This is a genomic window from Hoylesella loescheii DSM 19665 = JCM 12249 = ATCC 15930 (assembly GCF_000378085.1).
Taxonomy (GTDB): Bacteria; Bacteroidota; Bacteroidia; order Bacteroidales; family Bacteroidaceae; genus Prevotella; species Prevotella loescheii.
Genome location: NZ_KB899219.1, coordinates 1 through 19,548 on the forward strand (window position 1 = coordinate 1; position 19,548 = coordinate 19,548).

Consider the following 19,548-nt stretch of genomic DNA (forward strand, 5'->3'; position numbering starts at 1 on the left):
CCGAAGTCATGCTGATAATGATTCTTTTCCATGCTTCCGGTTATCACTGCTTTAAGCATTTCTATCTTGAAAAAGTATGCAAGCATCTTCGCCATCTGTTTCCCAATGTTGTTTCTTATAACCGTTTAGTGGAATTGGAAAGGGAGGTAGCCGTACCCTTAACCTTGTTTATCAAGAAGGTCCTGCTGGGCAAATGCACGGGTATAAGCTTTGTTGACAGTACACCACTGCGTGTCTGCAAGAATCAAAGAATACATATTCACAAAGTTTTCAAGGGCATAGCCCAAAGAGGGAAATGCTCTATGGGTTGGTTCTTCGGTTTCAAATTGCACTTGATTTGCAATGAAAAAGGAGAGCTTCTCAACTTTATGATAACGCCGGGAGATGTTGATGACCGCAAGCCTTTGGAGTACAAAGCATTCATAGACTTCATCTATGGTAAGCTGGTCGGTGATAAAGGGTACATCGGCAAGAACCTCTTTCAAAGGCTTTTCGTTGACGGAATACAACTTATTACCAAGTTGAAAAGTAACATGAAAGGAGCATTAATGAGCGTTTCTGACAAGCTGTTACTCAGAAAAAGAGCCATTATAGAAACGGTAAATGATGAACTTAAGAACATTGCACAGGTAGAGCACTCCAGGCATAGATGCTTTGATAATTTCATCGTCAACTTATTAGGCGCCATTGCTGCCTATTGCTTGTTTCATAAGAAACCGTGCATCAATCTCAATAGGACTTTTGACACACGACTTACGTTGTTCTGAATTCGTCGAACTCACGTTATTTAGGCATATCTATTAATGGCTTGTATCGCATAAACTACCACATTGCAGTTGCGATTTTGGGGTGAATTCCATGCCAAAGGGTTTGTTTAGGCATGTCTATTAGCAGCTTGCTTTATGCTAACTACCACGTAACAGTTGGGCTTTTGGTAGGTGAATTACATGCCAATGACTTTATTTAGGCATGTCTGTTAGCAGCTTGCTTTATGCTAACTACCACGTAACAGTTGGGCTTTTGATAGGTGAATTACATGCCAATGGCATTGTTTAAGCATATCAATTAGTGGTTTGTATTGCGTTAACTACCATGTCGTGGTTGGTCCTTTGGGGGTGAATTCCATGCCTATGGCTTTATTTAGGCATGTCTATTAGTAGTTTGCATTACGTTAACTACCATGTCGTGGTTGGGCTTTTGGTAGGGCGCTCTATGCTAAAGTGCTTGTTTAGGCATGTCTATTAGCAGCTTGCTTTGCGTTAACTACCATGTCGCGGTTGGACTTTTGGTAGGACGTTCTATGCAAAAGGCATTGTTTAAGCATGTCAATTAGTGGCTTGCATTGTGTTAACTACCGCGTAGCGGTTGGTCCTTTGGAAGGGCAGGGTTGGGAGCGAGAGCGACCTACCCTGCCTAAGCGGCATGTATAATCCTTCAAGGCCGTAGGTCTTGGTCTTTTTCCTGTTGGTCGGGTTGTATATAAACGCATATTGCGGACTCGCTATTTCTGCAACGTGGCAGGCATAAAGGTCGTTATCTGCTGGCTTCAGGTTTTAGTGAAATGTATTGATTATTATTTTCATTCTTAGCCATGAGTTCCTTTAAATGTAAAAAGACCAAGACCTACGGCCTTGTTTCCTTCTGTCATTGACTAGACAGGGTAGGTCGCTCTAGCTCCCAACCCTGCCCTTCCAAAGGACCAACCGCTACGCGGTAGTTGGCGCAATACAAACGTTATTTTTACTCTGAATTTGCATCAACCACGCCAACCGCTACGCGGTAGTTAGTGTAATACAAACCGTTGTTTTTCTCCGAACTCGCATTAATCACGTCAACCGTTACACGATAGTTGGTGTAATGCAACCTTTGTTTTACTCCAAACTCACACCCAATCACGCCAACCACTATGCGGTAGTTGACTCAATTCAAACGTTGTTTTTATTCCGAACTTGCATTAATCACGTCAACCGTTACACGATAGTTGGTGTAATGCAACCTTTGTTTTACTCCAAACTCACACCCAATCACGCCAACCACTATGCGGTAGTTGACTCAATTCAAACGTTGTTTTTATTCCGAACTTGCATCAATCACATCAACAGCTACGCGGTAGTTGGTGCCATGCAACCGTTGTTTTACTCCAAACTTGCACCCAATCACGCCAACCGCTATGCGGTAGTTGGTGCCATGCAACCGTTGTTTTACTCCGAACTTGCATTAATCACGCCAAACCGTTACACGATAGTTGGTGCAATGCAACCTTTGTTTTACTCCAAACTCACACCCAACCACGCCAACCTCTATGCGGTAGTTAACTCTATGCAAACCGTTAATAGATATGTTTCAATAAAGCTATTGGCATGGAGTTCACCCCAAGAAGACCAACTGCTATGCGGTAGTTGGCACAATGCCGTTTGTGCGTACATGGGTTGTTGCGGATTATCTGTTTTCTCTAGCTGGTCTATCATATCTGCCAGCTGATGATATTGCCTCGTCGAATGTGTCATGCATGATTATCTTTGGGTTTGCTGCTTTCCTTGCTTCATATAATCTTTTTATCCTTTCACGCTTTAACCTTTTGTTTCCCTGCTCTTCCAACGGACTAACCAAGACCCGACAGCAGCTGTAACAGACGTTTCTACATCGAATTTTGCTTGAATTATCGGGTATCTTATCTCGAACAGGCGTAGGTTCTTAATAGCTTGTTGTTTCGAATAGGGGGGATAATATTATTAAGGAACGGTTTGTAAACGTAACAAAGATGGGGGCAAGAAAAAGCGTAGAGAGCGCCTCACGCGTTCTCTACGCCATCATTAAATTTGAAATAATTTAATTTAACCCTTAAAATTTAAACTTTGAAAAAGAGATTTGAAATAAAGTTTACCTTCATCCTACGGGCGCTTTAAGCTCGAGGATGGTGGTAGGTATGTTGGTTCTTAGCCTACTTAGTTCACCTTCACGGGTGTCGTTGGCTGACTTTCTGCATTATCTTTCTTGCTCACGGCCGTAACGAAGTATGTGCCAGCCTCGGTTAAGGTTACTTCTTGCTGGCGCGTAACAGCTATGGTGGTGACCTCTTTACCAGCTCCGTTGTCGCGATACACGGCAAAGTAAGCCCCGTCTGGTCCGTTCCATTGCAGCGTTTTGCCGTTAGCTCTAACGTTGGTGGGGGTAGAGGGTGGTGTGGCTGCTTGCTTGCCGAGATAGGGTAGCACTGCGGGCTGCTTGTAAACATCTTTAATCACCGAGAGAATGTCAACCGGATTATTTAGCAAGTCTTTGGCGCTGAAAAGCACGCTACCCGTTACCTTGTTGTATTTGCTGGCAAAGGCGAACTGCTTGGCAAGCTCGCTGGCATTCTGATAGGCAGCAGGACTTTTCGGATCTCCGAACCGATATGTGCCATATCCAATGAAGAGGGCGTTTTTAAATGTGTATTGTGACCACCAAACTAGGCGCTGGTTGAAGTTGGTTGCTGCGTTACCCATGGGGAAATAGAGCTGCGGAATGATGGCTTCGGTCCATCCCTCGCGCGACCATTTCACCACATCGGCATACATGGTGTTGTAGTTGTAGTCGGGATTTCCTGCAGGACTGACGGTGAACACCACCTCGGGGCGTGTGGCCTGAACAACATCGTGTATGCCTTTAACGGCAAGGTCTACGTTGTTTCGGCGGAATTCTTCTATCGTGATAGTGGGTTTGCCATTATTGTCTTTGGGCGCATACTTCTTGTATTCTTCCTCATCCTTGATGGTTTCGCCAGCGGTGAGTGAGGGATAGAAGTAGTCGTCGATGTGCACGCCATCGACATCGTATTTGCTGATGAGGTCTTTTATGATGTCGAAGATGCGTTGACGCACCTCGGGTAAGGCTGGATTGTACATCCTAATGGTTTTATAGTCTACCATCATAGCTTGAGGTATGCGACTGTCTAGTGCTGGAAATGCCGCGTCGGTTGCCTTTTTCGTTGCTACGCGGTAAGGGTTGAACCATGCGTGGAAGGCAATTCCGCGTTTGTGAGCCTCGTCAATCATGAATCGAAGCACATCATACCCTGGATCTTTGTCAACCTCGCCCGTGAGATATTGGCACCAAGGTTCGTAGTCAGACTTATAGAATGCGTCGGCTCTTCCACGTACTTGCACAAACACGGCATTAATATTGTTTTTCTCTAAGGCCTTCATGTAGGCAATGTAGCTGGCCTTTTGGGATTCAGCGTTGTACTCGCCGCGTGGCCAATCAAGTCCCCACACGGTGGCCATCCATACGCCTCGCAGTTCTTTCTTGGGCAATATGGATTGGGTGGGCGGATTGGGGGCGTCGGGCTTTTTAGGTTTGTTAGGCAGTATGTCGTCGTCGTGATTACAAGCCACAACCAATACGGCGCTTAGGGCTAGTGCTATTTTCTTCCAGGTTTTCATCATGCAATCGTTATTTTTTTTAAACCTCAATTTGAGGAGTTAAGGAGTTGCTGTTCGTTTAACTCCTTAACTCCTTGAATATCGCAAAATTAATCAATCCTTATCTTGCGCTATGGGCGCTTCAACGATGACAAATCCCGATTCGCCTCGTGAGGCGAAGAGATACAGTTTGGCATCTTTTCCATTGGCATCGCGTTCTATATAGAAGTTGGTGCAAGGTGAGGGGGCGCTGTTTCCTGTTCCACCTAAGATGAACGAGTAAACGGGCTCGTGCTGGCTAGCTGCCTCAAAGCGTTCGAGAGCTTCGGCTAGGTTGCTGCCTTTACTGATATCGTAGACATAGAGCGTGGGCGTTGCCTTGCTTGCACTGCCGAAACCAGCGGCACAAGTGATGAGATAGCGCTTGTTGTTGAACATGAATGCGCGTGCGGCAACTGCCTCTGCGGGTTGGTTTGCTGCGCTTAGGCTGAACTTCTTCTGGGCAGCGTTGCTCGAAAGAGTGATGGGCATGGCCAAACCACTATAAAGATAGTCGCTCGTGTTTTCGTAACGGTAGATGTTCATTGACACCTTCATCTTCGGGTCGGCAGGCAAAATGGTAGGCTCTGACACGTTCTTATGGTCTGAAACAGTAAGGCGAAGAATGTTTTGAGCCGTGTTTTCGCCAAAGAAGATGTATCCATCGCCGTTCTTGTCGATGTTGAGCGACATGTTGTCGCCGTATCGCTTGCCCGATTCGAGTATGTCTTCAAGATTAGCACTGAATATCACTTCGGGTGTAGAGGTTGGCGTTTCCCAGTAATAAACCTTCAAGAGAGATTTTGTTTTGATAGCCAATGTTGCCATGTAGATGTGACCATTGGCCAACGCACCCATGTTATAGGGGAACGTTCCACCCGAAACACCAGTGAGATCAAGTGGTATTCGGTTGATGACACCAGCCTTGATGTCGGCTACTTTCAGCAAGTGTGGCTTGTTGTCTGTACGTGTTACCACCAATACATGCTGTCCGTCGAAATCGGCTCCACGTGTATCTAATGTTTTAAAGTCTTCGTAACGATTGTCGCCTGCGAAGCTATAAACTGTGGCGTTCTTAAATTCAGCTCCCCAAGATGGAATGTGCTTGCGCACCGTCATAAAGTAATCTTTATATCGGTTGTGGTTAAGTACGCGTATGATAAGTTTCTTTTGCTCGTCGTCGGGTGCCATTTTGCAGTCTATCTCGGTTTTTTCGAGCTGCGCACCGTCGGATAATTTTGCCTCTAAGCGCAATGCGGAGAAGTTGGTAAGTGTGTCTAACTTGGGGAAGTTCACTTCTTTCTTTTCTTCGTCAACAGTTCCTTCCACAACCTGATCGCCCTTTTCGCCTGCGTTCAGTATCTTAATGGCGAGCAAGTCGGTATCGTATGGCGAATCCATGCTGGCTGGGTAGTTGTCGCCACACGAAACGAGCGTAGCCACCATCATGACAGCGGCCGCCAGACCTATATTCTTAAGCTTATACATGCTTTCTTTCTGTTTAAATTTTGTTGTTTGTAGGTATGCTTATTGAACTTTTGAGTTTCAGGGTTTCTGAACTTTGTTCGTTGATGAGTTGAGGAATTGAGGGGTTAAGTGGGGTAAACCAATAGCTGGTGGGCATAGTGGTTAACTACCTTGATTGCCTGTGGTCCCGTCAATTCGTAAACTCATCAACTTACAAATGTATAACTCATCGGTTCATAACGAAAGTTAGTATCCCTCGGGCCATCCCTTTGTTTGCGATAGATGGTAACCTCGTTCGGCGTATTTCTTGATGTCGTTATAGCCGATGGGCGAGAGATAGGGGTTCACGTTGGGCAAATTAAGGAAGGGAAGCCTGCCTATTGTCTCTTTGGGATAGAAGAAACCCTTCATCTGACTGGCGTTCTTGCCATCGAAAGTAACGAGTTTTCCTGCTGCGTTTAGCACGCGGAAGCCACCAATGGCCTTATCGTTTAGCACTTTTGGAAGCTCGGACGGGAAGTCTACCCATGTGCCTAGAAGTAGGTCGGGGTTAGCGTCGGTGTCCATATAGTTCAGCTTTTTCCATCGGCGCAGGTCGATAACACGCGAGAATTCGAAAGCAAACTCCATACGTCTTTCACGTCTTATCTCCCAAATAAGCTGTGGAACATCGGCGTCTCGCTTGGGGTCGTTGTTCAGTTGGTCAAGCTTCATGGGTGCCGTTTGGGTAACGTGGCGTTGCACCGCTTCTGCATCGAGCGGCCTTTTGCGAATGGCGTTGATGGAGAGATCGATGTCTGCCTGCGTAACGGCAGCCTCACCCAAAGTCGCGAGTTCGGCTTTTGCTTCAATCCAGTTGAGCAACACCTCGGCATAACGCATCACGGGATAGCCCGTAACATTCTTATCGCCTTGGAATTCGGGTGCTGGCGTACCTCCTTCGATGTTGAGGTAAGACAAAGCCGAACGTGGAATGAACTTCGTAACATATAGTCCACAGCTCTTCGCATTTTCTGTAGTCTTGTGATAGAACGTAGCTTCGAAACGTGGGTCGCGGGTCTTGATAAGGCTGTCGAGCCTGAAATCCTTTGCCGCTGCCATAGTGGTTGAATTCCAGTCTTTACCATCGTTACAGATAAACGCCTTGATAAGGTCGAGGTTCGGGCCAAGATCGGTGGGGTTGCTGGGTAGGCAATAGGATGCCACACAGTGGGTAACGCCTTGTTCGGCATCGTACTTGCGATAGAGGATGCAGTCTTTCGAGTCGCTCAGGTTTGTCGACCCGAAGAGCGAACGGAAGTCGGTTGCGATGCCATACTTGCCGCTGTCGATGACCATTTGTGCTGCTTCTGTGGCCAGTTTGAAACATGTCTTGGCACGTTCGTTGTCTTGATAGTAGTATTTTTGCCAGCTACCTTCGAACAAAGCCCATCTAGACACGAAAGCTGCCACCACGTATCGGTTTACGTTTTGTGCGCCATCGTTTAGGCGAACGTTCTGCATGGCGTACTTGAAATCGGAGAACACCGAGTCCATCACCTCGTTGCGTGGGGTGCGGTCTTTGTATATTTCGTTCAGTTCGTCGCGATGTATCTCGTGATTATAGTACGGCACGTCGCCGAACACGTTCACTAAGCGGGCATATTCCAATGCGTGGAAGAAGCGTGCGATGCCCAACCAGTGGCGAAATTGTTCGTCGGTGAGCTTGTCGCTCATAAGTTGTGTGATGCGATCTTTCATCACATTGGCTTTCCTCACCCATGCAAAGTTCCATGTTGGCCCAGTGAATTGACTTTCCCAGTCGAGCGACAACGCAGTGGTTCCTTTCGAACTAGGCACCACTTTAGAGAACTGCGGCTGTGTTCCTTTTAGCACCGCATCGTCGTTAAAGTTGTAGTTATTGTTCGGGGTGTATGCCGTTACCCCGTACCCTACACCATATCCAGGGAAGAAATTGGGGTAAAAGGCGTTGGCATAGAGCCTCACATTGTTTTCGTTAGCCCAATATTCGGGGTCCTCGGCCGAGGTAAGCGAGGGCCGGTCCAAAACGTCGTTGCACCCAGAGCAGGCCAAAGTGCAAACGGCGATAAATGAAAATATCTTTAGTTTCATAGAGATTGCTTTTTAGAAGGTGAGCTGTGCGCCAAACGAAAGCGACTTAAACACGGGAGTTCCCGTACCTGTTCGTCCGTTGTTATAGTTTTGTTTAGAGGTGAACATCGAGTAGCCGGAGATGGCTTCGGGGTCGATGGGCAGTCCGCGCAGGTGATCGAAGGTGAAGAAGTTTTCCAACGAGAGATAAAGTCTTGCCTTGGTGAGGCCAACTTTGCTTATCCAATTTTGCTGGAACGAATATCCTAGGTTGATATTTTTCACGCGGAGGTAGGCCATGTTGAGTAAATACTTGCTCTGACGCTGCATGCTGAACCCCGTACTATTGTTTCCTAAGTTCCATGCACGTGGGTAGAAGGCGTCTGTTCTGTCCTCTCGCCAATAGTCGGTAGCGAAAGTTTTGGGTATCGCTCCTTCCTTGGCGTTGAAACCGGGGATGGCTAACTGACCTTCTCCCCATATCTTACGCTTGCCAATGCCTTGGCAGAAGATGGAGAGATCAAATCCCTTATAGTCTACGCCAATGCGGAAACTGTACTCGTAGCGTGGCGTAGAGTTGCCTATTACGGCCAAGTCGCCGTGGTCGCCGTTGGTTCCAGCGCCCCCAGAGATATATCCGTCGCCATCAAGGTCTTTGAATTTCACGTCGCCCGGTGCAAAAACCAGCTTGTCGCCGTCTTCGTATTGTACCTGGTAGACGGGGTGGCGAGCCGTTTGCTTGTTGGTAGAACGCAGCGTACCTTTATATATAACGTTTGTGCGAATGATGTTCTTGCCGTCGGCGTCGTATTCAAAGTCCTCCTTTTGGAAGAGCCTGTCGGTTACCAGGCCATAGATGTCGCCATAGCGACGGCCTGTTGAATAGCTGTCGTAAACGCTTCTCAGCTCCCAAGGCTTTTGATAGTCGGCACCTTGAACCACAGTAGTGATGGCGTCTGCGAGTGTGAAGTTGGCGTTAACGCCAATTCCGTTGGCAAAGCGATGATTGAAATCAACAGACACTTCCCAACCTTTGGTTTGCAGATGTCCGAAGTTTCCTTTGGGCGAAGATGTTCCTAGGGTTACGGGAAGTTCGTCGCCAGGCACGATCATATCTTTCGTGTCGCGCTTAAACCAGTCGAACGTAACGCCAAGTTTATTGTCGAGGAAGCGCAGGTCTACGCCAAGGTCTAGCGTTTCGATGCGTTGCCAGGTGATGTTTCTGTCGATTAGTGAAGGTGTTCCAAAGAAAGGCACGCGCTTGTTGTTGTCGTCGAGCCACGTGCTAGAACCACTTTCTATCACGGCACGATAGAGCGTGTTGGCCACCGATTGGTCGCCGATGCTACCCCACGAAGCTCTAAACTTACCAAAACTAAGCACTTTGATAATGGGTTGTGCCAAAGGTTCGTTGGTGAATACCCATCCTGCCGAGAACGAAGGGAAGGTTTGCCAGCGCAGATGCTTGGGGAATTTGGACGAACCATCGCGTCTTACGTTGGCTTCGAGTAGGTAACGGTCGGCGTAAGCGTAGTTCAAACGGCCGAAGAAACCCAGTTGTGCCTCCCAATTGCGGTTTCCGTCTCCGTTATATACGCCTCCTGCCAAATGGAACTGCGGGTTGGTTTGGTCGATAAGCCCGTTGCGTAGGGTCTCATGGGAAGTCCATTTGCTGGTTACTTGGTTCAAACCAGCCATGAATTTAAAGGCGTGTTCTTTCTCTGCACCCAGCTTTAGGTTATACGTGGTGTAGGCATTGATGGTGTTATTGTCTGTTGCCCTGCTGGTCTGTTGCACATAGCTCGATGCTACATTCGAGTAATAGTCTGCAACGGGGAAACGATATGCAGGTTTTCCATCCGTGTTGGTGCGGTTGCCTTCTCGGTCAACGTAAACGGGATTACCGTCTTCGATCCATGGTATGGGGTTGTACCACACTTGTCCTGCTCGATATTGAACAGCCGACTCGTTCGTTTCTTGTGCGTTGTGGTCGTAAGTGTAGTCCAGCTTAAAATCCCAATCCTTCGTGATGTTTACGGTTACGCCGAGGTTGATGTTGAAATATTTGTTCTGTATATTGTTGGTATTGGCTGCACCCAGTTCGTAAGAGGGCTCATGTAGCGGGCTACCATTGCTTGTTACGCCGATGGGAAACTGTGGACTCCAACGATAAAGGTAGAGCCAGGGGTCGGCAGATGTGGTTCCAACGCCAGGATAACGTTTGTTTCGGTCGGAGTAAAGCGAGCTCATGCGTACCGTAACCCACTGGTTAATTTCCGATTGCAGCGATAGTGAAGCGTTGTAACGGCGGAAGTCGTCAATCTTTGCCGTGCGCGACATGCCATCCTGTGTGAAGTAACCCAGTCCTATATTATAAGATGTGTTACCCGATTTTCCGTTCACCGAGAGATTGTGCGTCATCGTTGGTGCCCAGTCGCGTACCATCGCTTTTACGCCATCGTAGAGGCGGTATCCGAATTTCTCACCGCCAATCACTTCCCAGTCGCGTCCGTAAAGCACGGGGTCGTTCCACTTAACACTACCTCCGTATTTTTCTTTCCATTCGCGCATGCGCTTTATGCTTTCAGGACTTACGCGCCACATACCGCCAGCAGGCAGGGGTGCACCGCGGTTTATTTGTGCGTCAAGCGTATATTGCAAGCCGTCGATACCGCCCATTTCCAATTTCCTTGCGGTGCTTTGGAACGAGAAGTTGTTAGAGTAGTTCACCTCTAAGCGGTTACTCTTGGCGCCATTCTTGGTGGTGATGAGCACAACACCAAAGGCTGCCTTGGCTCCATAGATAGAGGCCGAGGCTGCATCTTTAAGCACCGAGATACTTTCCACATCGTTGGGGTTCACCACTTGTATGCTGGGTATCTCCACATTGTCGAGCAAGATGAGCGGTGAGTTGTTTCCTTCGATGGAGCCAATTTGTCCGCGTATCTTGATAAGTGGGTCGGAGCCCACCTCGCCAGTGGGTACGCGAATGTTCATACCAGGAACAACGCCTTGCAGTCCACGTCCAATGTCGGCGATAGGACGGCTCGAAAGGTTCTTGTTTACGTCTACGCTGGTAACCGCTCCCGTAAGGTTGGCCTTCTTTTGGGCGCCATATCCCACCACCACCACTTCGTTCAGGGCTTTGCTGTCTTCTTTCAGCACGATGCGCATGTTGGCTGTAGCCCTAAGTGTTTGGGGCAAGAAGCCTACATACGAAACCACAACTTGGGCGTTGGCAGATGATAGGCGTAGTTCAAACTCGCCGTTCACGTTGGTTACGTAGGCGTTGTTGGTGCCCTTTTCGGTTACACTTACGCCGATAAGGGGTTCGCCGTTGCTGTCAGTCACCACACCTTTGGCCACCTTGTTTTGCTGTTGCATACTGGTAGAGTTTGGTGAATGGCCGTTGATAGCCGAGCCATGGGCGTGCACCAAGGGCGAAATGGCCCCAAACGAAAGTGCGAGGCACAGCAAGAGCGAGGTTCGCGGTGGTGCGAAACTTAACTCGAGTCTTTTTCTTTGGGATCCTTTGTGGAGGTTGTCCGATTGGTTAGAAATCTCATTCATGTCATTTACATCTATTAAGATTTATGGCGCGTTCCATCATATCCCCCTTTCAGATATACGATATCTTTCTCGAGAGTGTCCTTCAAGCCTTCTTTTTCTTGCTATAACGGTATTTTTGTTTTGCTGAAAAGCCAAAGGTCATTGAAGGTTTTAATCTGGAATCTGCCTTATGTTTTTAGTTTTGGGTATGCCTCACTGTTAGTGTGGCCTTCTTGTTCGCTAATATTGCTATTCGCTAAATGGGATTGGCTAGTATGTTGTGCCTTGCTTTATGCGCTTTGTAGCGTTGTGCTGTGGCACTTGCATTGATGGGTTGGCACTGCGCCTACCCATTATGGTAGGGTGAATGTTGGGTTCTTGTCTGCATAGGTCGTATTATTAGAGTGTTATTTTGTTGATAATTCTTAATAAAGGTTTTACAAATATAGGCTAAAAATCAATATAGCGGTTCAAAAAGGGTGGTTTTTAATGTTTATTTTCATATTGTTAATAGAAATTAATATATAGATTAAGGCGTGTTGAGTGTATGCTATATGCGTCAATTTGATATTGATCTGAACAAGGATATACAGTGGCGAGTTGTATGTTAAGACGGTAACGAATGCTTAGACAGTGGATTTATGGCATGCGCATAAGACATTCTTTAAGTCGACGAACAAGGTTCGGCTCGCGTGTATATGCTACAACAGACAAGTTCTCTAAGGCTGGGATGGGGCGTGAGAGAAACGACATGGCATCGGAACCAAACTTACCGTATATGACTTTGGCGATGTCGACATGCCCGTTTAGGGCCTTACACAAGGCATCCGTAATGGGATTGGCCTCCCAAATGTCTGCATATAAGCTTGCAAACCTGTTCCAAGCGGTGTCACCCGAGTAGTAATTTTCAAGCCCGTTGCCGTCCATCTGCTATAAGCCTTTAAACACCACGATATTGACACCACCCACGTTGCGCGCCGAAGGCACCACCAACCCGTCGTAACCGTTTTGCAAAGCGAAATCACCTAGCCTGTGCGTCAACTCATAACAGTCGCCGGTGATGTCTTCTAACGTAACGCCCAAGAGTTTTCGAGTTTCGGGATTGGTCAGGTCTAGGGCGTTATGCAGTTCGTAATGGCGTGTCACCAGCACCCGCCTATTCATGTCCACGCCGTAGTGCATCACTTCTCTGAAAGCCGTTTCCACCGACGTGGCCGCATAAACTCCTCCTACTCCAGGTTTAGTGTAACGGTGATTAGAGGCCACGTTCAAAGCGTGCGGTTGCCAAGTGATGGTCAGTTTCTCCTCGTCTTCATATCGATATGCCGTGCCTTTGACATTCACGCCTTGTGGCTTTTGGCTTATATGCAGGCTATCCGCATCGTTTGCAACTTGCGCTTTCTCTCGAAAGGGGAGAACGTGGCACGTAGCTTTTGCCGTTTGCAAGCTGTTTGGAGAACCACCGATACGGCAAGATGCACGTTCTGCACCTAGCCCTTGCAGTGCATTTGCAAAGAGCAGGGAAAGGAAGATGAGGCGAATGATAATGTTCGAGCCACTAAAAGTAAGCGCTTTTGGGAGGGTATGGCGTACGAGATGCATCGTGTTGTGCATTTAAAAGGTAAAAATCACGAACTCACGAACCTACGAACTTATGAACTCAGACACTCACTACGCTATCTGATAAACAGCAATTCGCGATACTTGGGCAGCGTCCAAAGTTCGTCGGCCACAAGCAATTCCAGCTTATCCACTTCGTAACGAATGACCTCCATCCTAGGTGCGATGTTGTCGTGATAGGCAATGGCCTTTTCTCTTTCGCATTGTATGTTGTTGGCCACTTTACGTGCTTCCACCAGTTCTTCCACTTCGGTTTCGATGGTTTGTGTGCGTTGGGCAATCTCCTCGATAATTTTCACGTTACGTGATGTAAGTATGCGAGCCTTCTCGTTGGCGAAAATACCGAACATACTTTGTACGTTCTTGGCCAACCTACTTTGATAATGTGTGGCCACGGGTATGATGTGGTTCATGCAAAGGTCGCCCAGCACGCGCGCCTCAATCTGTATTTTCTTGGTGTAGGTTTCCCATTTCACCTCGTTTCTGGCTTGTAATTCGTTGCGATGCATCACGTTCAGACTCTCAAACATGTGCACGCTGTCTTCGTCTAGATACCTGTCGAACACCAGCGGACAGCTCGTTTCGGTATCCAGTCCGCGACGTTTGGCCTCTTTCACCCATTCTTCCGAATAGCCATTGCCATCGAACACGATGGGGCGACAGGTGCGAATGTCATCGCGCAACACGCTGACGATGGCGTGTTTGAGGTCTGTGCCCTGTTGCACAAGTGCGCCTACGCGCTGCTTAAAGCTGTTGAGAGCTTCGGCCACGGCCGAGTTTAGCACGATGAGTGCCGACGAACAGTTGGCCTCCGAGCCAAGGGCGCGAAACTCAAAGCGGTTTCCTGTGAAGGCGAAAGGTGAAGTGCGGTTGCGGTCGGTGTTGTCAATTAGCAACTGGGGTATCTGATCGATGTCTAGTTCCACTCCCTTTTTGCCAGCCACGGCAAAGCGTTCGTCATCGTTAGAACTCTCTATTTGCGCCAGCAATTCGCTCAGTTGCGTGCCAAGGAACGAAGAAATGATGGCCGGTGGAGCTTCGTGTCCGCCCAGTCGGTGTGCGTTGGTGGCACTCATTATCGATGCTTTCAGCAATCCGTTGTGGCGATACACACCCATAAGTGTCTCTACGATGAAGACAACGAAGCGCAGATTCTCATCGTGATTCTTACCAGGTGCATGCAGCAACACGCCCGTATCGGTAGACAAACTCCAATTGTTGTGCTTTCCGCTACCGTTAACGCCCGCGAAAGGCTTTTCGTGTAGCAACACGCGGAAGCTGTGTTTGCGCGCCACCTTCTTCATCAACGACATCAATAGCATATTGTGGTCTACGGCTAAGTTGGCCTCTTCGAATATGGGAGCTAGTTCAAACTGGTTGGGGGCCACCTCGTTGTGGCGTGTTTTGCAAGGTATGCCCAGTTCGAGGGCATGTATTTCGAGGTCTTTCATAAAGGCCTGCACGCGTTCGGGAATCGTTCCGAAGTAGTGGTCGTCCATCTGCTGGTTCTTGGCCGAGTCGTGTCCCATCAACGTTCGCCCAGTGAGCATCAGGTCGGGACGGGCAAAATAGAGGCTCTCGTCTACCAAGAAGTATTCTTGTTCCCAACCTAGGTTGCAGCTAACTTTCTTCACTTTGGGGTCGAAATATTGTGCCACGGCCGCTGCTGCGGTGTTAACGGCCTGCAACGAACGCAGTAGCGGGGCTTTGTAGTCGAGCGATTCGCCGGTGTAAGAAATGAAGATGGTGGGGATGCAAAGGGTGTCGTCGATGATGAACACGGGCGACGTGGGGTCCCAAGCCGAATAGCCGCGCGCCTCGAAGGTGTTGCGAATGCCACCATTGGGGAACGATGATGCGTCGGGTTCTTGCTGAACAAGTAGCTTACCCGAAAATTCTTCAATCATTCCGCCCTTTCCATCGGGTTCAACAAAGGCGTCGTGCTTCTCTGCTGTGCCTTCGGTTAGGGGCTGAAACCAGTGCGTGTAATGTGTCACCCCGTTTTCGTTGGCCCATTGTTTCATGCCTTTGGCCACGGCGTCGGCGATCGAACGATCTAGTCGAGTGCCGTTGTCGATAACGTCAGTAAGCTTTTCGTAAACGTCGGCGGGTAGGTATTTGTACATCTTCGCTCGGTTGAAGACGTACTTTGCGAAAAAGTCTGATGGTCTTTCGGCGGGTGTAATAACTTCTAGTGGTTTCTTTTTGTAGGCTTCTGCCACAACTTCAAATCTCAAGTTTGCCATTATCGATGGGTTTTGTTATCTGTTGGTGTGCTGCGGATGGAGACATTTGGCAACGCGGTTATTCTGACGCGTTGATGTCCCGCACCTGCAAAAGTACAACTTTTTGCGCGAAAATCTTGCGTTCTGATGGCATAATGATGGTGTTAAGGGAATTATTCTTGATGATGGTTGACAAAAGGGGTGCGACTCTTAACCATGATGACTGCTCGTGTGCATTTGTCGATAACAGGTATTGAAAGATGTGCATGCACATGGATAAATAGCCGAGCCCCACATTCTTTTCCACCTTACACCTCCCTATTGTTCATTACATGGAGGGTACGAACAGTCAGCCTGTGCATTTTATCTTTGCTGATGTGATACGTGTTCGTTTCAATATAGGTCAGATTTGTAAAATAAGCAGCATGACTTTTAACATTGTCAGCACCCTTTAAAGTCACCTGCTGCCCATCGGGTGGCAAATAGCCGATTCTCGCGAGAGTTGTTTGGGGGTGCTTGGCGTGTTGCGTGTGGAATAAGTGCGTTTTTCTTTCGGTGAATGTATAGCAACGATCGGGAGCAGTCATGATGTTTTTTGAACAAAATTGGACAGGCAAAGAAATGGCTGTCTCGCCGCTTGTCGCTAGGTGGTAGTCGGCACAACGATTGTTTCTTATTCCATACCTCGCGTGTGGAAACTTATCCCAAACCGTTGAAAGGTTATCTCCCAGCTTTTCAATTTACAATATTGCGAACCGAAAACTTGCAGGTGATGTCGGCTGTTATCTAAACTGTCGGTTTGCTAACAAAGGTCGTTGGAATTGCTTCTAAGCTGTTCGGCGGTTGTTCCCGATAAGCTGTAACCGCGTTCCAACTTATCTGTAACAGTGTTCCAGCTTATCTGTAACAACATTCCAGCTTAGTGAGAATGCAGCGGGTAGTTGATTATGTGAGTAAATGAGTTTGTAAATGGCGGGATAAAAGCTTAATGGCATGAGTGCAAAAGAGCATTAATTGGGTCGTGTCTGTTTTTTGATGGATGTGGCGCAGACAGACAATGGAGATGCTGTGGTTTTATTGTTTGTTGTTATTTTATTAACTTTAGCTTTTCTAGAAGGTGTCAGTAAGGGATGGTGCATTTGTAAAGTTGTTTTACGGGCATTAACTATGATTAACCATAAGGAGGGAGAAGTAACTTAAAAGTGAAAAGATAGAGAGGTGAAAAAATGTGGAAATGTGAAAGGATATGGTAAGGCGAAGAGGTGAAAAGATGCTGACACTGTTCGAGGGAACCATTTAAAGGATGAAATGTTACATGCCCCCTTGGTCTTATGTTCCTTGTGACCTTCTGTTAAAAGGGCTTGTGTGTCTGTTGTAGGACAAAAAGTGAAGAGGGCGAAAAATGGGATTTAGGAAGTTTGCAGCTCTTTTGCTTAGTTGTATGGGGTGTGGAATGTGCCAGCCTGAAGTGGTAAGAGGTTGGCGGTGTATTCAGAACGAGTCTAAGATACACCACCAACCGATGACGTCATTTAATAGGATTTCCCTTGTCGTCTTTTCGAGAGAGCGATGCCACTTGCACCTTAAAGTCGGATTTGGTGTTGTCGTCGTCAACGAATTTCCTCCCGTCCCAACGTCGGGTTAGGGCCAATCCCGAGTAAGTGGGATAGTCGCTGTTTTTGATGCTAACGAAAGGTACGTCGGTCACGGCATTGTATCCTTTGTCCAGTTTGCTGGGTCGCATTTGGAACTGGCTCTTAGGGCAAATCGTGATACAATCTACAACGTATTCGAAAGGAATTTCTATTACCTCGAAATCGGCGAAGGCACTACTGGTGATGGTGATGTAGTGCAGGTATCCTCGCTTGTCTTTGGTATCTTTGTAGTTTTTCGCAAAGTCTTCGGGCGTCCACGGCAACCTCACCAATGCCAATCCTCCGTGTTCGGATATTTCTTGCATCTCGTACGAAGGTATGGTGTTGCCACTCTTGTCTTTATGAGTCATGATAGCCTGTAAGTCGGGTACGTTGGGGTTGTTCTTTCCCGAGTGATCGTAGTTGGCGTTTGTCCATTCGAAGTTGGCTTTGCGTAGGTCTAAAAAAGCGTCTAAGCCCTTGTACAAGGAGAGGTCTTCACCTTCGAGTTCTTTCTCGAACACCGCCTTATGGTCTGTGGCGTATTTCGCCACGATTATCGATTGTTTGGGCTGTACGGGCAGGTCGTGTCCACTGCCAGGGAAGTACGAGATGGCATTCACGCCGTAGTATCGGTTTACGAAATCGTCTTTCGGGGCGAAGGTGATTACCTTCGTGGGGTCGATGGCATGGGCGCAAAGGGCCATGTTGTCAAGGTATTGCACCTGGTCTGTGGGGTTATATATCTCGATGTATTGGTCGTCGTTGTAGTTGTTGTTGATGTTCTTGAATCCCCATTTGCTCACGTCGCGTACCCAATAGTGCCCAATGTAGAATACCTCCTTGATGATAAGGTGGTCTACCTTGCTTTTTGCGTTGGATTGCTTGGTGGGCAATTCGTTTCGTACGCAGCCCGTGAGTAGGGCCAGCAAAACGAGTGTTGCAAGTTGTTTCATGTCGTGTTGTCTTTTAAAGTTGTGTTGATGTTCGGCGTTGGCTGCTTGTATGCTTGATTTAGAGGAACCAGTTGCCAAATCCGGAACCACCTCCCACGCCGTGGGTTTGCAGGTTTTGCGATGCTTCCAGTGCCTCGGCGGGCGACAGTCCTATTTCCAATCCCAGGTAATAATAAAAGGGATCGTTGGGGTCGATGGCCGTTGGGTCGGTGTCGAAGCTACTGCAATAAACCTTGATGGGGATGTTGAAACGTATCACCTCTTGCCACTGCGAGTCGGCACCATATTCCTTAGGCTCGTCGGGATTGAACCAGTCGGCGCAGATAAGCTTGCTGATGAACTCGTAAGTGGAATGTCGCTTGAGATATTCGTCGCGTGGTATGAGTGCTTTCTTCCCCTTTGGGCATTTCATAACCCTTACCGAGAGGTAGAACTTGGGTAGTAGATAGGATGGACGAGTGTATTTGCCGGCCTCTCCTGTGGCGGGGTCGGTACGTTTGGTTATCTCGAACGGCCATTCGCTGTGCAACTTGTCGTTCTCGTCGGCATCAAGGTCGAAGTTGAAATGACCTTTAAGTCCCAGGCGGTCTTGGTCGTATGGGGCCACAGCCCAGTCGGCATCTTTGCGTGTAAGTGGTGGTAGCAGCCTTTGGTTGAACAGTTCGCGCGCACCGTCGCCCATTGCATCGTGTATCCAAGTGTCGCGATAGGTGTATTCGAAGATTTTGGGTGTCGCGTCGGCACGTTGCTTCCACGTGGTTTTGTCGGCGAAGAAAGGCGACGGAACGGGCGTGCTGTCTACCGTTCCGCCTTTTTTCCATTCGCCGAACTTGTTTTTGTTGGGATGCCAAGTGCCTCGGCAGTCGGTCACTTCGTAGGGGTTTCCTTTGTCGTCTACATCGCTTACGGTGAAGAAAATCTGGTATTCGTCCGAGTGGTTCAGTATGTCGTCGTTCATGAGTTTGCCTTCCTTGTCGAAGAAATAGAGGCACAACCCCCAACGTTTTAGTTTTCCGCCGATGATGCGAATGTAGTCGGGACCTTGTTTTCCCGCATATTGTTCGAGGTAGGTAACGGTGCTTTGACGTTGCACTTGTACGCTAGGCCATTTGTCGGTGCCGTTGTGTATGATGGCAAACTGCTCTTGTCGCCACGGTGCGTTGTGGTAAACGAAGTTGCCGTGCATCATTCCATCGCCGTGCGAGTGCCCTTCTTTGAACATGGCCAGGCACGTAGCCCAGTTGGCGAATGCCCCATTGGGGTCGGGATTAGCCATAGGTTGGGTGGTACGTATCTTCTTTAGGCTGTCTACATACTTGTCGGCTCCGCTGTGCGGTATCGGTTTCGCCTCCAACGGATTGTCGTTGTAGTTGATGTTTACGTTGCCGAATATGAAATCGTCGCAGGAGGTGAAGACGAGCGTTGTGGCAACTGCGAGTATTGTGACGATGGTTCGCGCGCGCCATGCGGCACTGTTTCTTTGCGAACTTGCCTTATTGGCGTTGCTTGGTTGGTTTGTTTTATCCATGTCTTTGTTTCTTTTCTGAATTGCTGGGTGGTACCT

11 protein-coding genes are annotated in these 19,548 nt (G+C 48.1%); 1 reads left to right on the forward strand and 10 read right to left on the reverse strand.

Translation table 11 applies throughout. From position 1 onward, the window contains the following. On the forward strand, nt 1-767 hold a 767-nt coding region (locus F453_RS0110315; protein ID WP_018967935.1), incomplete at its 5' end, for an IS982 family transposase. 2,178 nt (nt 768-2,945) lie between these two features. Here F453_RS0110315 and F453_RS0110325 read toward each other — a convergent pair. The 10 genes from F453_RS0110325 to F453_RS0110375 form a co-directional block, all read right to left on the reverse strand. Continuing rightward, nucleotides 2,946-4,424, reverse strand: a complete 1,479-nt coding sequence (locus F453_RS0110325; RefSeq protein ID WP_018967937.1) for a glycoside hydrolase family 10-like protein — start codon at nt 4,422-4,424, stop codon at nt 2,946-2,948. Nucleotides 4,425-4,517: 93 nt separating this feature from the next. Next, nucleotides 4,518-5,930, reverse strand: coding sequence for a DUF4623 domain-containing protein (locus F453_RS0110330; RefSeq protein ID WP_018967938.1), 1,413 nt, complete (start codon nt 5,928-5,930; stop codon nt 4,518-4,520). A gap of 225 nt (nt 5,931-6,155) precedes the next feature. Further along, nucleotides 6,156-8,021, reverse strand: a complete 1,866-nt coding sequence (locus F453_RS0110335) for a RagB/SusD family nutrient uptake outer membrane protein (RefSeq protein ID WP_026292546.1) — start codon at nt 8,019-8,021, stop codon at nt 6,156-6,158. A gap of 12 nt (nt 8,022-8,033) precedes the next feature. Continuing rightward, a complete protein-coding gene (locus tag F453_RS0110340; protein ID WP_018967940.1) occupies nt 8,034-11,570 on the reverse strand; it encodes a SusC/RagA family TonB-linked outer membrane protein in 3,537 nt (1,178 codons plus the stop codon). Between the two features lie 618 nt (nt 11,571-12,188). After that, the gene (locus F453_RS0110345; RefSeq protein ID WP_018967941.1) at nt 12,189-12,476 is read right to left on the reverse strand and encodes a hypothetical protein; all 288 of its coding nucleotides are present in this window, start codon (nt 12,474-12,476) and stop codon (nt 12,189-12,191) included. 3 nt (nt 12,477-12,479) lie between these two features. After that, complete coding sequence (locus tag F453_RS0110350) at nt 12,480-13,151, reverse strand: RES family NAD+ phosphorylase (protein WP_234398560.1); 672 nt, start codon at nt 13,149-13,151, stop codon at nt 12,480-12,482. A gap of 74 nt (nt 13,152-13,225) precedes the next feature. Beyond that, the gene (locus F453_RS0110355; RefSeq protein WP_018967943.1) at nt 13,226-15,415 is read right to left on the reverse strand and encodes a glutamine synthetase III family protein; all 2,190 of its coding nucleotides are present in this window, start codon (nt 15,413-15,415) and stop codon (nt 13,226-13,228) included. Nucleotides 15,416-15,702: 287 nt separating this feature from the next. Beyond that, nucleotides 15,703-15,981 (reverse strand): hypothetical protein, encoded by a 279-nt coding sequence (locus F453_RS14295; protein ID WP_018967944.1) that lies wholly within the window; start codon nt 15,979-15,981, stop codon nt 15,703-15,705. A gap of 941 nt (nt 15,982-16,922) precedes the next feature. Continuing rightward, a complete protein-coding gene (locus tag F453_RS0110370; protein WP_018967945.1) occupies nt 16,923-17,984 on the reverse strand; it encodes a DUF4876 domain-containing protein in 1,062 nt (353 codons plus the stop codon). A 58-nt stretch (nt 17,985-18,042) separates the two neighbouring features. After that, complete coding sequence (locus F453_RS0110375) at nt 18,043-19,512, reverse strand: hypothetical protein (RefSeq protein ID WP_018967946.1); 1,470 nt, start codon at nt 19,510-19,512, stop codon at nt 18,043-18,045. Between the last annotated feature and the right edge of the window lie 36 nt (nt 19,513-19,548).

Coding starts and splice junctions, on each gene's coding strand:
- F453_RS0110325 (WP_018967937.1), bottom strand. CDS start 4,424: ATGAAAACCTGGAAGAAAATAGCACTAGCCCTAAGCGCCGTATTGGTT.
- F453_RS0110330 (WP_018967938.1), bottom strand. CDS start 5,930: ATGTATAAGCTTAAGAATATAGGTCTGGCGGCCGCTGTCATGATGGTG.
- F453_RS0110335 (WP_026292546.1), bottom strand. CDS start 8,021: ATGAAACTAAAGATATTTTCATTTATCGCCGTTTGCACTTTGGCCTGC.
- F453_RS0110340 (WP_018967940.1), bottom strand. CDS start 11,570: ATGAATGAGATTTCTAACCAATCGGACAACCTCCACAAAGGATCCCAA.
- F453_RS0110345 (WP_018967941.1), bottom strand. CDS start 12,476: ATGGACGGCAACGGGCTTGAAAATTACTACTCGGGTGACACCGCTTGG.
- F453_RS0110350 (WP_234398560.1), bottom strand. CDS start 13,151: ATGCATCTCGTACGCCATACCCTCCCAAAAGCGCTTACTTTTAGTGGC.
- F453_RS0110355 (WP_018967943.1), bottom strand. CDS start 15,415: ATGGCAAACTTGAGATTTGAAGTTGTGGCAGAAGCCTACAAAAAGAAA.
- F453_RS14295 (WP_018967944.1), bottom strand. CDS start 15,981: ATGACTGCTCCCGATCGTTGCTATACATTCACCGAAAGAAAAACGCAC.
- F453_RS0110370 (WP_018967945.1), bottom strand. CDS start 17,984: ATGAAACAACTTGCAACACTCGTTTTGCTGGCCCTACTCACGGGCTGC.
- F453_RS0110375 (WP_018967946.1), bottom strand. CDS start 19,512: ATGGATAAAACAAACCAACCAAGCAACGCCAATAAGGCAAGTTCGCAA.